This window comes from Pseudoxanthobacter soli DSM 19599, assembly GCF_900148505.1.
Lineage (GTDB): Bacteria > Pseudomonadota > Alphaproteobacteria > Rhizobiales > Segnochrobactraceae > Pseudoxanthobacter > Pseudoxanthobacter soli.
This window is the reverse complement of sequence record NZ_FRXO01000004.1, coordinates 1-14,226: the sequence shown is the minus strand read 5'-3', so window position 1 is coordinate 14,226 and position 14,226 is coordinate 1. Positions and strand designations below refer to the sequence as shown.

Here is a 14,226-nt window from a genome sequence, read left to right as displayed (position 1 = left end):
TTCCATGACAGGTGCTTCCATGACAGCGATTTCCGACCGCTTCGACGGCGCGTTCTCCCGCCTGCCTCTCGTCGCCATCCTGCGCGGCCTGCGGCCGGATGAAGCCGAGGGGATCACGTCCGCTCTCTACGAGGCCGGTTTCCGGCTGATCGAGGTTCCGCTCAATTCACCGGAGCCTTTCGTCAGCATCGAGAAGGTGCGCAGGCTGCTGCCGGCCGATGCCATCGTCGGCGCCGGCACGGTGCTCGAGGTCGCGCAGGTCGGCAAGCTCGCCGACATCGGCGCGGATCTCGTCGTGATGCCCCACGCCGACACCGCCGTGATCGCCGCCGCGGCGGCCGCCGGCCTGATCTGCACGCCGGGCGTGGCGACACCGACCGAGGCCTTCGCCGCGCTCGCGGCCGGTGCCTCGGCGTTGAAGCTGTTTCCGGCCGAGATGATCAGTCCGCCGGTGGTCAAGGCCATCAAGGCCGTGCTGCCGAAAGGAACGCGGATGCTGCCGGTGGGCGGCATCACGCCTTCGAACATGAAGCCTTATCTGGATGCCGGAGCCGCGGGTTTCGGCCTCGGCTCGGCCGTCTACAAGCCCGGAATGTCGGCCGCAGACGTCGGCACGGCGGCGGCGGCTTTCGTCTCCGCATGGAGTGCGCTCAAGGCTGGCTGAGCCCGGCCGAAACGGGCGACAGACCGGCGGATGACGGAGCCCGCCGGCTCGTCAATCGCTGTGGGAATGGTCGTGACGCGGCTGTCCGGTTTCGGTGCCGCCCGCGTCATCCGCCGGCACCGTCACCAGCCGGCCGTGGCGCACGCCGCGTTCGGCCATCACGTGATCGGCGAAATGCCTGACCTCGCCCACCGCCCCTCGCAACAACGCCACCTCCATGCAGGTTTCCGCATCGAGATGAACGTGCGTGGTGGCGAGCGAGAGATCGTGATGGTCGTGGTGGGCATTGGTCAGTCGCCGGGCCAGATCACGCCGTTCGTGATCGAACACATAGACCAGCGCCGCGACGCAGGGCCGGTCGTCGTCACCACCCGTTCCGAGTTCACCGAAACCGGCCCGGACCAGATCGCGGATCGCTTCCGACCGGTTGCCGTATCCGCGCGCTGACATGAAGGCGTCGATCTCCGCCATCAGATCGTCGTCGAGGGTGATCGTCACGCGCTGCATCTGGCTTCTCCTTACCCGTCACCGCACCGGGCGGGCGGTGGGAAACGGCGACTTCCCGGCCCTCATGTCCTCAGACGGACCGAAGCCCGGCCGAGAACCGGCGTCCGTTGCGGACATAGTGCTCGGCCGAGGCGAGAAGTTCCGCGGCGGCTTTGGCATCGAGTTCCCGCACCACGCGGCCGGGAGCGCCGACGACCAGGCTGTTGTCCGGAATGACCTTTCCCTCCGTCACCAGCGCATTGGCACCGATGATGCAATTGCGACCGATGACGGCGCCATTCAGGATCGTCGCGCCCATGCCGACGAGCGACTGCGGGCCGATCGTGCAGCCGTGCAGGATGGCGCGGTGGCCGATGGTGCAATGCTCGCCGACCGTCAGCGGCTTGCCGGGATCGGTGTGAAGCACGCACCCGTCCTGGATGTTCGCGCCGCGGCCGATGTCGATGCGCTCGTTGTCGCCGCGCAGCACGGCCCCAAACCAGATGCTCGCATCGGTCGCAATCCGGACATTGCCCGCCACCACAGCATCCGGCGCGATCCAGGCGACATCTGCGGCGATATCGGGGACCACCTCGTCAAGGGCGTAGATCGGCATGCGTTTCTCCCTCTGTCCGCCGCCGGCGGACGGCTTGCCGCTCGAATCGACGGCTTCCTCGGAGGTCTACATAAGGGCATCCGGGCCCCCGCAGAAAGCGCGACGCCCACATTCGGATGCTTCCAAAACCGCTTCGCACTTCGACCCGGGATGCTCTAAACACGCTGAGGGAACAGGGATCCGCGCCACCGGCGGCCGAGCCGGCGCGGACGCGAACAACGGCCGCCGCGGACCACCGACAAGGAGATCGACATGAAGAGCAGAGCCGCCGTTGCCTGGGAGGCGAACAAGCCCCTGACGATCGAAACCGTCGAGATCGGCGGGCCCAAGGCTGGCGAGGTCCTCATCGAGGTCATGGCGACCGGTGTGTGCCATACCGACGCCTACACGCTCTCCGGTCTCGATTCGGAAGGCAAGTTCCCCGCGATCCTCGGCCATGAGGGCGCGGGCATCGTTCGCGAAGTCGGCGCGGGCGTCACCAGCGTGAAGCCGGGCGATCACGTCATCCCGCTTTACACACCCGAATGCCGCCAGTGTAAGACCTGCCTTTCGCAGCGTTCGAATCTCTGCACCGCGATCCGCTCGACCCAGGGTCAGGGCCTGATGCCGGACAAGACCTCCCGCTTCTCGTGCGACGGCGGCGAAGTGTTCCACTATATGGGCTGCTCGACGTTCTCGAACTTCACCGTGCTGCCGGAGATCGCGGTGGCCAAGGTTCGCGAGGACGCCCCGTTCGACAAGATCTGCTACATCGGCTGCGGCGTGACGACCGGCATCGGCGCCGTGATCTACACCGCGAAGGTGTGGCCGGGAGCCAATGTCGTGGTGTTCGGTCTCGGCGGCATCGGCCTCAACGTCATCCAGGGCGCGCGGATGGTCGGCGCCGACCGGATCATCGGCGTCGACATCAATCCCGGCAAGGAGGCGATGGCGCGCAAGTTCGGCATGACGCATTTCGTCAACCCGAAGGAGGTCGGCAACGACAAGGTCGTGCAGGCCATTCAGGATCTGACGGACGGCGGGGCGGACTTCTCGTTCGACGCCACGGGCAACGTCAACGTCATGCGCCAGGCGCTCGAGTGCTGTCACCGTGGCTGGGGCGAGTCGATCATCATCGGCGTCGCCGAAGCGGGCCGTGAGATCGCGACCCGTCCGTTCCAGCTCGTGACCGGCCGTGTGTGGAAGGGAACCGCGTTCGGCGGCGCCCGCGGCCGCACCGACGTGCCGAAGATCGTCGACTGGTACATGGACGGCAAGATCAACATCGATGACCTGATCACGCACACCATGCCGCTCGAGGAGATCAACACCGCGTTCGATCTCATGCACGAAGGCAAGTCGATCCGCTCCGTCGTGGTCTACTGAGGCAACGGCGTTGGCAAGCGGAAGCGGCGGATTCAGTCTTCCGTTCAGGCGCCATGTGCCGTTCTATATCGCCGCGCTCTGCGCGGCGGCCGGCTTCTTCGCCGCATGGCTGATGCGGCGAGAACTGGCTGTGCCGGTGTCCGCCAACGCCTTCTTCGTCGTCTATCTGGTGCTCACCGGCATCGGCGTGCCGCGCATGACGCCGTCTTATCTCAAGCGGCATGCCGCGGCATCCGACGAGCCGGTGTGGATCATCTTCCTCGTCACGTTCGCTGCCATCGTGGTCGCCGTGGCGTCGCTATTTCTGCTCATCAACAACAAGTCCGAACCGGGCGGCGTCGCGCTGGCGCTGACGCTCGCGGCGGTTCCGCTCGGCTGGTTCACCATCCACATGATGGCGGCGACCCACTACGCGCATCTGTACTGGCAGCCGAGCCTGAATGCCGCCGGAGTGCCCGACAAGCCGCGCAAGCCACGGGGCGGGCTCGCCTTTCCGGGCACAGACGAGCCCTGCGGCACCGACTTCCTCTATTTCGCCTACGTCATCGGCATGACAGCTCAGACATCCGACACGAATGTCACCAGTTCGGCGATGCGTCGCGTCAATCTCGTGCATTCGATCGTGTCGTTCTTCTTCAACACCGTTCTCGTCGCGGCCGCGGTCAACGTCGCCGTCACACTCGGGAGTTGAGAGCGTCACCTCCATTCGGCCGCGCCACGCTTGCGGCGAGGTGCCGGCGAAATTGCGACATGACTTCACAACATGTTGCCTCATTGCACTTTCTTCCCGCTCTGAATCGGGCCATCTTCCCTCGTCAAGCCTCACGCCGGTTGTGATGCCGACCTCTTGAAAGCCCGCCGTGATGAAGTCCGACGATCGCTCTCGCAAAACCCGAAAGCCTTTAGCCGGCTGCTCTCTGGCAAGCCGCGCCGGCAACGGATCGCGCCGGCAGAAGGCCGAAGGCAGAACGATCGGACAGCACAGCCGGGTTGCGGGATTGCTCGGCTCGGCCGCCATCGTCGCGGCAACTCTGATGCCCGAAGCGGTGCTGGCGCAGGCGCGCGGCGTGGTGGAGCGCAACCTGCCGCCGATCGTATCGAGCGGCGGCGGCGGACTGCGCAGTTCCACCGGTCCGACGGTGACCGAAGATGCTTCCCCGCTCGGTGTCGATGTAGCCGGTATCCGCGTCATCGGGCTCAACGATGCCGTGCTGTCCAGGCCGCCCGCCGGCCTCTCGTTCGAGGGCGTCGAAGGGCTGTCGACCGACCGGCTCAAGACCGTTCTCGCCCCGTTCGTCGGCAAGCCGCTGTCGCGCAAGCTCGTCGCCGACGCCCAGGCCGCGATCGCGACGGCCTATCGACAGGCCGGGCGGCCGTTCGTCTCCGTCACCGCCCCCCCGCAGGAAGTCACGTCGGGCGTGCTGCAGCTGCGCGTCGTCCCGTTCCGCGCCGGCAAGGTTCAGGTCAAGGACCAGATTTCGGCCCTTGAAGCCAAGGGCGGATCGGCTGCGATCGGCACGGCGGACGCAGGACTGGTGAACGCGGTGCGAGCGCCGCAAGGCCAGATCATCGAGGCGGCTCAGATCTCCGAGGATCTGGACTGGCTGAACCGGTTCCCATACCGCCAGTTGAACGGCGTCTTCGAGCCGGGCTCCAATCTCGGCGCCAGCGACCTCACCCTTGAGGTCACCCGGAAGAAGCCGTGGCAGGTCTTTGCCGGCTGGTCGAACACCGGCACCAAGGAGACCGATCTCAACCGCTACTTCGTCGGCTTCGGTGCCGGAATCGAGGCGCTGCACGATCTGACGCTGTCCTATCAGCTCACTGGAAGCGGCAACCTCTTTTCCGATCCGGCATCCATCAACCTGTCCGGCACCCACTGGCCGGACTATGTCAGCCACGCCGGCCGCATCGCCATTCCGACCTTCGCGCGCCAGGCCCTGGAGATCACCCCAAGCTTCGTGGCGACCAGCCAGGAGAGCCTCGGCGACATCCTGACCTTCCAGAACACCACGTTCGAGCTGCCGATCCTCTATCGCTCCGCCGTGTCGAATCTCGCCGCTGGTCTCGCCGGATGGGGCGACCTCTATTTCGGCGTGGCGCCGAAATGGGCCGCCCGCAAGACCCGGTACCAGGGCATCGAAGTGGCGAAAGGCAGCGCCGGCGTCTTCGATCTCATCGCCGGCTGGAGCGGTTCCTGGCAGCATGCGGACAACGGCTCCACAGCCATCGACCTGCGCCTCGTGGTCAATCCCGGCGGCGTGGTCGGCGGCAATACCAGCGGAACGTGGAATACCTACTCGAACGGGCGCGTCACCGACATCAACTACGCCTATATCTTCGGCAACATTACCCAGGTCACGCCGCTCGCGGCCATTCCGTGGCTCTCCGGCTTCTTCTGGAACGTCTCCCTCACCGGCCAGATCGCAGGCCAGGCGCTGCCGGACACCGAGCAGCTCGCCATCGGTGGCTATTACGGCACGCGCGGCTACACCCTTGACGACGGCAGTGTCGACAGCGGCTTCGTGCTGCGCAACGAGCTCCGCCTGCCGGTGTTTACCGCCCTTGGGCGCCTCGGCCTCAACGCACCGGTTATCGGCGCCCTGCAGGACGCCGTCTCTCCCTATGCTTTCGTCGATGTCGGCTACGGGCACAACTACAATCTCGACGCGCTCTCGACGCTGGAGCAGAACGCCGACACCACCCTCGTCGGCGTCGGCGCCGGGCTCGACTACACCCTCGCCAACAACGTCCAGGCGGGCGCGGTGGCCGGTGTTGCCCTCACGAACGGGCCAAGCACCAATCGTGGCACCGTCACGGTTCAGGCAAGGCTCGTCGTCTCGTTCTGACGAGGATGTCGCGCGAGCTTAGAGCGCTTTCCGATCTGATGGACTCATCAGATCGACCAGAAATCGCTCCAGATTCAAAGGCTTGGGCATATTATTGCCGTTCAGATCGGTTCGATCTGAAAGGGTTATGCTCTATAGCCGAGTGAGCGCGTCGACGGCGCCCCTTCCGAGGGACATCAGACGCTTGTCCGCGTCGGCGTTACGCCCGTCCCTCCCCCTCGCCGAATCCGTCGTTTGTCACGCCGCGGCGACGGGTGCAAAGCGACAAGGTTGGTCTCTTCCTCGCAGCGGATCGGTGCCTTTCTTACCTTGCGCACCTGTCCAAGTTCGCCTGCCAGTCAATCGTCTCCGACGAGATCGTTTTCCACCGTCGCGCCCGCCCATTGGCCGGCAATGTTGAGCTGCAGACCCCGGCATTGCTCAATGGGTCCGTTACAGCTGACAAGTGGGTCCGTCATCGCTGACATAAGAAAGGCCCTGTTGCGACCGCGACGGAGCCTGTCGATTTGGCTTCAGTCCATCTTGGTCTTGGCGGGCCGGCCGTTGTAGGGCCGACCCGCAAGCCGTTCAGGACTTCGGCCGTCCTTCACCCAGCACCCGGTCGGTGAGAATCGCCGAGGGAATCACCGGCTTCATGGGCTGGAGCCGGCGCAGGAAAAACCACCCGAGCCAAAGCAGCACGGCGAGGAACGGGATCGCGGCAACGGTGAAGGTGCCGTTCGGATAGTCGAACGCCATCAGCACGAGCACGCAGAGAAGGAAGCCGAGTGTCAGCCACGTCGTGAAGGGCGCGCCCGGCATCCGGAAGCTCACCGGCTCCGCCTCGCCTTTGGCGATCGCCTGACGCAGGCGAAGCTGGCAGACGAGGATGAAGCCCCACGTCGAGATGATGCCGAGCGAGGCGATGTTGAGCACGATCTCGAACACACGCGACGGCACCAGATAGTTCAGGACCACGCCGACGGCATAGATCGCCACGGTGACCATGATGCCGACGAAGGGGACGGAATGGGCGTTCAGCTTCGCAAGCAGCGGCGGCGCGGACCCGCCCATCGCCAGCGACCTCAGCACGCGACCTGTCGAATAGAGACCCGAGTTCAGGCTGGACATGGCCGCCGTCAGCACCACGATGTTCATCGCCGTTCCGATGCCCGGGATGCCGAGGGCAGCAAAGAAGGTGACGAACGGGCTTTCGGAGGCGTGGTACTGGTTCCAGGGCAGCAGGCACACCAGCAGCACCACCGATCCGACATAGAACAGCGCGATGCGCCAGATCACGCCGTTGATGGCCCGCGGCAGCACCGTGCGCGCGTCCTTGCACTCGCCGGAGGCGATGCCGATGAGCTCGATGCCGGCATAGGCGAACACCACGCCCTGGATCAGCACCAGAGCCGGCAGAATGCCGTGGGGGAAGAAGCCGCCGTTATCGGTGATGAGGTGAATGCCGGTCGGATGCCCGGCGACGCCGGAGCCGACGCCGAGTACCGTCACGCCGACGATCAGGAACAGGCTCAGCGCGCCGACCTTGATGACGGCGAACCAGAACTCCATCTCGCCGAAATACTTGACGTTGACGACATTGAGCGCGGTCACGATGCACAGCGCGACGAGCGCGAACACCCATTGCGGCACGCTTGTGAAAGCGTCCCAGTACTGCATGTAGAGCGCGACGGCGGTGATATCGACGATACCCGTCATCGCCCAGTTCAGAAAGTAGAGCCAGCCGGCCACATAGGAGGCACGTTCTCCCAGGAACTCGCGGGCATAGGAGACGAAACTGCCGCTGCTCGGGCGGTGCATCACCAGTTCGCCGAGCGCCCGCAGGATGAGGAACGCGAACACGCCGCAAACGAGGTAGACGAGGGCCAGCGACGGCCCGGCCTGCTCGAGGCGGGCGCCAGCGCCGAGAAACAGGCCGGTGCCGATGGCGCCGCCGATGGCGATCATCTGCACCTGACGTCTGCCCAGGCCCTGATGAAGGCCATGGTCGTGAGACGCCAGCCACGCCTTCTTATCGAAGGCGGTGATGTCGACGTCTGCAGGCGATATTTCTTCGTTATCCGAACCGGCGACCGTCATGTTCCCCCCGATTGCATCGCATACGCATCAGCTGTCGTCGCATCCGGACCGGCCGAACGACGGGGCCGATCGCATGCAGGTCCCGTGCCATGCGTCCCCCTGACCGCACGGCCCGGGCAACCGAATCATGCGCGTCCCTGTCGGCGACATCCGCCACCCGGCAAATGCCGGAGCTTCGCAGCCACTAGGAAGACTCATAAAGCCGCCTCAGGGAATAGCAACGGCACCGATGGCGCCACCGGATGCGACCGGGCGGGTGTCGCCGATGGATGAACCAGGATCGAAGCGCGCCCACACGGAACGTCTTCAACGGCATTCCCGCGTTCCAAACAGCGGACAGCGAGCGGTAAGCCGTGGCAGCAACCCGGGTCCGCCGGCTGACAATCTGGAATTGCCGCCTGCGGCCTGTCCACAGCGAAGCGCACCTCAAAAGTGAAGTCAAAAATAGGCGGCCCGCATTCTGAGCTAGGCGTTGACAGCGCAATGCAACCCTAACTTATGGTTACCTTAGACGACTCTGCGTGCTGACCGGCGCCGAAGGTGGCGGGTGCCGTGCGACGGCGGCGGTTTGCTGCCGGCAGGAGAGTTGAGCAGGGCGAATTGCGGGGGAAGCAAATGCGCGCGAAGCGAAGCCACGGCTCGATGAGCCTGATGACGAGCGTCGCTCTTGTGGTCGCGGGCGTGACGCCTGTGGCCGCACAATCGTTGCCGGTCTCTTCGCCGATAATTGCGGCGCTGCCGACTGGTGGCTCGGTTGCCTTCGGCGCCGCCTCGATCCTCACCCGCTCTGGCACAAGCCTCGTCGTCAATCAATCGAGCCGCAGCGCCATCATCAACTGGGGCTCTTTCTCGATCGGCCAGCGCAACGCCGTTACTTTCAATAACGGCTCGGGCTCGACCCTCAACCGCGTGACCGGCAACGTCCCCTCCCGCATCGACGGCTCGCTCTCGGCCTCGGGTTCCGTCTACCTGGTCAATCCGGCCGGCGTCACCGTCAGCTCCACCGGCAAGGTTGCAACCGGCGGGTCCTTCGTCGCCTCCACTCTCGATATAGCCGACGCCGACTTCCTCAACGGCGGCAGCATGACGTTCTCCGGTTCGTCGAAGGCGACCGTTGTCAACGCCGGCACCATCGGCTCCCTCGGCGGGGACGTGGCCCTCATCGCCCGCGCCGTCGACAACACCGGCACGATCACTGCGCCGAAGGGCACGGCTGCCCTCGCCGCCGGTTACGAGGTCCTCGTCAGCGACAGCGATCTCGATGGCGGCAAGTTCCAGGTCAAGGTCGGCGGCGCCGACACAGAGGTGAAGACCCGCGGCAAGATTCAGGCGGCTGCGGCGGAGCTGCGCGCCAACGGCGGCAACGTCTACGCACTCGCCGGCAACACCGGCGGGATCGTCGCCGCGACGGGCACTGCCACGAAGGGCGGCCGCATCTTCCTGACGGCTGGCGATGATGGCTCCGTCGAGGCGGGCGGCACCATCACCGCATCGAAGCCGGTTGCCAGCCAGACCGGCGGCAAGGCCCGGAACGGAAAGCTCACGGCGCAGAATAGCGCCAGGAAGGGCGGCGACATTCGCGTGTCCGGCGGCTCTGCCAAGATCTCCGGAACGCTTTCGGCCGAGGGCTCCGGTGCGAACGCCGCTGGTGGCACTGTGGTCGTCGCGGGCAAGGCCGTCACCCTCACCGACACGGCGGTCGTGGATGTCAGCGGCACCGCAGGCGGCGTCATTCTGATCGGCGGCGACTTCCAGGGCGGCAAGGACGCCGCGAAGAAGCTGCTTCCGGAGGCAGTCGCCACGGCTTCGACCACGACGGTCGCGGCAGGTGCCAGTCTCGTCGCCGATGGAACGGCAGGTGACGGAGGTCAGATCGTCGTTTGGTCGGACGACCTCACCACATTCGAAGGCAACCTCACTGCCCGCGGCTCGGGCAACGGTGACGGCGGCAATGCCGAGATTTCCGGAAAGGCCGTGCTCGATTTCCGCGGCAAGGTCGACCTGACTGCCGAGCGTGGCGCCATCGGAACCCTCCTTCTCGACCCCTACAATCTCACCATATATGACGGATCGACCGGCGGCGTTACCGTCCCTCCGACGATCGCGGCCATGGGCGAAGATGCTTATCTGAGCGTCTCTGAGCTGGAGAGCGCCCTCGCCAGTGCCAACGTGACGGTCACGACGGCGTCTTCGGCCGGCACTGGAAGCGAGGAAGGCAACATCGTCGTCGCGGCCCCGATTTCCTGGTCGGCAGATACGACGTTGACGCTCGCCGCTGCCGCCAACGTCATCTTCAATGCCTCCGTCACAGCGACCGGCCAGAGTGCCGGGCTCGTGATCCAGTATGGCTCCAGCTACGACTACATCGTCAATGCGCCGATCACCCTCTCGGGGGCCAACGCCACCCTGCAGATCGGTACTGCCGGCTCACTTCAGAACTACACGCTGATCCATTCGATGGCCGATCTCGACGGGATCGACAGCAGCGGTCTCTCGGGCGCCTATGCTTTGGCCCAGAGTCTCGACGCATCGGGGACGGTCTATTCGAATGCCTTGGTCTCGGGTTCGTTCACGGGGGTTTTCGCCGGTCTCGGCAACACCATCTCAAACCTGGAGATCGACGCCCCCAGCGTCGACAATGTCGGCCTGTTCGCCGAAACAACCTACAGCGCCACTGTTCGCGACATCAATCTCCGGAACGGCAGCGTAGTCGGTCGAGGCAGTGTCGGCTCGCTCGTGGGCTCATCAGCCGGCCTCGTCTCCAATGCCTCGACCAACCTGTCTGTCGTCGGTAGCAGCTCTTTTGTCGGAGGCCTCGTCGGCCTCAATTCCGGCGGCGGTCGCGGCATCACGGACTCATACGCCACGGGACCCGTCAGCGGCGTTGACTATGTTGGCGGGGTTGCCGGCAACTCTCAGGCCACGATCACCGGGTCCCATGCAACCGGTGCGGTCAACGGCCGGAATTATGTTGGCGGCCTCGCAGGAACAACCGGAGACACTGTCTCGAAGTCCTATGCCACCGGCTCGGTGGTGGGGTCCGGCGATAGCGTTGGAGGGCTTGTTGGCCTGGCCGGCGCGCTGATCGAAGACTCCTATGCCAGTGGCTCCGTAACGGGCACAACGAAAACGGGAGGCCTCGCCGGCTGGAATTTTGGCGCCATCACCGATTCCTATGCTCTTGGCAGCGTCACGGGAACCGACAGCGTCGGCGGTCTCGCCGGAACTAACCAGGACGGCACGATCACCGGCACCTACGCGAGCAGCGCCGTCACCGGTTCGAACAATGTCGGTGGTCTTGTCGGCAGCAACACCACCTGGGGAACGGTCGACAGCTCCTATTGGGACGTGGACACGACAGGTCAGGTCCATTCAGCCGGCTCTGCCGACAGCTTCGGCCTGACGACGGCCCAGGCGCGGGACTCGAGTTCCTATTCCGGCTGGGATTTCAATTCCAATTGGTTCCAGACGGGCGAGATCCGACCGATCGGCCGATGGGAGGCCGCCCCGAGCGTCAACGGCGAGATATCGATCTCCAATGCGCATCAGTTGCAGCTGGCGGGCGCTGACCCATCGAGCGTCTATTCGCTCTCCACTGATATCGACGCCAGCGCCACCGCCGGTACCGATGCCGCGGGCATCTGGAGTGCCGCCGGCTTCGTGCCGATCGGCAACGCCATCGTGACGTTCAGCGGGAGGTTCGACGGACACGGCTACACCATCTCGAACCTCACGATCGACAGGCCCCAGACCGACCAGGTCGGGTTGTTCGGGGTTACGAATTCCGCCGGCATCACTCGCGTCGGCCTCGTCGGTGGCACTATCACGGGTGCAAGCGAAGTCGGCAGTCTGATCGGGCACGACGAAGGCAGCGCCGTCTCCGCTTCGTACAGCACGGCGAACGTGTCCGGCGCTGACTCCGTCGGCGGACTCGTGGGTTATACGTCCAGCGCGACCTACGGAAGCCTTTACGCAACCGGCACTGTCACCTCGCTGCATTCTGCCGGCGGTCTTATCGGCTATGCTGGCGGCACGACCATCGTCAATTCTTACGCCAGTGGTGCCGTTTCCGGCAGCAAGGCGGTCGGCGGGTTCGCGGGAACGCTGAAAAACAGCGACGACGGCAGCCATGCCGGCTCGGTGATACAGTCCTATGCAACGGGCGCGGTCTCGAGCAGCGACGATATGCAATCCGGAGATACCGTCGGCGGTTTTGTCGGCAGCCTGCAAGATGCCTCCATCACCGACTCCTATTCCACGGGTGCCGTAACCCTGACGGCCATCTCGCCTGATGGGAACGACAGCCTCGTCGGTGGCTTCGTCGGCGACAATTTCTATGGCTCCATCACGAGGGCTTATTCGACCGGCGCTGTCGATGCCGCGGCTTGCGCACCCGCAGCCTGCTTCGCAGGCGGATTTGCCGGTCGCAGCGACACCGGCTCCATCTCCTCCGGCTATTGGGACGTCGGCACGTCGGGCATGACCACCGGCATCGGCAGCGATCCTCAATCAACGGCGGCCACCCCATTCGCCACGGCGAATGCTTTCGCCGAAAGCACATATACGGGCTTCGATTTCAACAACACCTGGTATCTTATTTCCGGCGAAACCCGTCCGTTCCTGAGATCAGAGTGGTCCACGACCGTCGTCAACGCGCACCAGCTTCAGTTGATGACGTTGAATCTCGACGCAGCCTACACGCTCGGAGCAAACATCGACCTGTCCGCGACGCAGCAGGCGTCCCAGATGTGGAACACCGCGACCGGATTCTCTCCGATCGGTGATGCTTCGAACGCGTTCACCGGCTCTCTCGACGGAACCGGTCACACCGTTTCAAACCTGTTCATAGACCGCTCCTCCTTTGCGGATGCATATGCGGGCTTGTTCGGAAACGCCGCGGGTAGCTCCGTTATCCGGAATGTCGGCCTCGTCGGCGGGTCCGTGACCGGCTCGAACTGGGCCGCCGGCAGCCTCGTGGGAAACAATGACGGCCTGTTGGAGAACGTCTTCTCGACCACGGCGGTGACGGGCAACAACTCGATCGGCGGACTCGTTGGATTTAACGCGGGTTCGATATCGACGGCCTATGCGACAGGAACAGTGACCTCGTCCGGTAGCGACCCGTTGTTCGCAGGCGGCCTCGTCGGGAACAATAGCGGCACGATCGAGAATGCTTACGCCACCGGGGATGTCGCGGCCGGCGATGTGGTCGGGGGTCTCGTAGGTTACAGTACTGGAAGCATTGACAAGACCTATGCCATCGGTAGCGTATCGGGAACAGAGACGGTCATTGGAGCACTCGTTGGATCGAACGACGGTACGATAACGGCGTCCTACTGGACCATGAGCCTCACCCCGGGCGTCTTCAACGGCACGGGCACCGTCACAGACTCCAGCGACCTCACGCCTGCCGAATTCCAGGACACCGCCTCTTTCGTCGCCACCGCTTCGAGCGCGGGTTGGGATTTCGAAACGACCTGGGCGCCCCCGAGCAGCGGTTACTACGCCGCGCTTTACGCGCTGACGCCCGTTGTCTGGGCACAGACGGTCACCACCAATTCGACCTACGGCGACACCACCGCGGCCACGACGTCCGTCATCTCGGTCGGAGGGCCCGCCCGATATGTCTTTGGACCGGCCGGCGACACCATTGCCCTGGCTGGCGGCACGATCGCTGTCAATGCAACCACACCGGCGGGTACAAGCACCGTCAGCATGGTTGCGCAAAATGTTAACGCGAGCAGTGCGTCGGGCCAGAGCTACCGTGTCTTCTACTACGGAGACAACATCGCCACTGTTGCCAAGGCCTCGCTCTCGGCGGTCCTCACCGGCGTGACCAAGACGTATAACGGCAACACCACCGCCAGCCTCGCCTCCAACAACTTCACCCTTACGGGTGTGGTGGGATCGGACGATGTGCTGATCTCGCCTGCGACAGGCACCTATGCCACCGCCAATGCCGGCTCCGGCATTAACGTCTCCGTCTCCGGCCTTACCCTGACGGGGACGGCCGCCAGCAACTACGTGCTCACCACCACCTCGCTCTCTGAAAACGTCGGCACCATCACCCAGGCGTCGCTCTCCGCCGTTCTCGCCGGCACGGTGACCAAGACCTACAACGGCAACACCACCGCCAGCTTCGCCTCCAACAACTTCACCCTCACCGG

Annotated in this window: 8 protein-coding genes; 5 read left to right on the top strand and 3 right to left on the bottom strand. The window is 64.7% G+C overall.

Translation table 11 applies throughout. From position 1 onward, the window contains the following. The first annotated feature begins 19 nt into the window (after positions 1 to 19). Entirely contained in the window at positions 20 to 664 is a 645-nt protein-coding gene (locus tag BUF17_RS10370; RefSeq protein WP_073628394.1) for a 2-dehydro-3-deoxy-6-phosphogalactonate aldolase, read from the top strand. 51 nt (positions 665 to 715) lie between these two features. On the opposite strand, the gene nikR is transcribed toward BUF17_RS10370, so the two are convergent. Both nikR and BUF17_RS10360 read right to left on the bottom strand, forming a co-directional pair. Next, complete coding sequence (gene nikR, locus BUF17_RS10365) at positions 716 to 1,171, bottom strand: nickel-responsive transcriptional regulator NikR (RefSeq protein ID WP_073628392.1); 456 nt, start codon at positions 1,169 to 1,171, stop codon at positions 716 to 718. Between the two features lie 70 nt (positions 1,172 to 1,241). Further along, on the bottom strand, positions 1,242 to 1,766 hold the full coding sequence (locus BUF17_RS10360) for a gamma carbonic anhydrase family protein (RefSeq protein WP_073628390.1): 525 nt from the start codon (positions 1,764 to 1,766) through the stop codon (positions 1,242 to 1,244). Between the two features lie 252 nt (positions 1,767 to 2,018). On the opposite strand from BUF17_RS10360, the gene BUF17_RS10355 reads away from it, so the two are divergent. From BUF17_RS10355 to BUF17_RS10345, 3 genes are all read left to right on the top strand, one after another. Next, the gene (locus tag BUF17_RS10355; RefSeq protein WP_073628388.1) at positions 2,019 to 3,131 is read left to right on the top strand and encodes an S-(hydroxymethyl)glutathione dehydrogenase/class III alcohol dehydrogenase; all 1,113 of its coding nucleotides are present in this window, start codon (positions 2,019 to 2,021) and stop codon (positions 3,129 to 3,131) included. Positions 3,132 to 3,141: 10 nt separating this feature from the next. After that, positions 3,142 to 3,822, top strand: coding sequence for a DUF1345 domain-containing protein (locus tag BUF17_RS10350; protein WP_073628386.1), 681 nt, complete (start codon positions 3,142 to 3,144; stop codon positions 3,820 to 3,822). A 307-nt stretch (positions 3,823 to 4,129) separates the two neighbouring features. Next, positions 4,130 to 5,980, top strand: a complete 1,851-nt coding sequence (locus tag BUF17_RS10345; protein ID WP_210215432.1) for a ShlB/FhaC/HecB family hemolysin secretion/activation protein — start codon at positions 4,130 to 4,132, stop codon at positions 5,978 to 5,980. Between the two features lie 567 nt (positions 5,981 to 6,547). Here BUF17_RS10345 and ansP read toward each other — a convergent pair. Next, on the bottom strand, positions 6,548 to 8,059 hold the full coding sequence (ansP, locus tag BUF17_RS10340) for an L-asparagine permease (protein ID WP_084564447.1): 1,512 nt from the start codon (positions 8,057 to 8,059) through the stop codon (positions 6,548 to 6,550). Between the two features lie 642 nt (positions 8,060 to 8,701). On the opposite strand from ansP, the gene BUF17_RS10335 reads away from it, so the two are divergent. Then, positions 8,702 to 14,226 (top strand): GLUG motif-containing protein (locus tag BUF17_RS10335; RefSeq protein WP_175563679.1); only part of this gene is annotated, 5,525 nt, incomplete at its 3' end.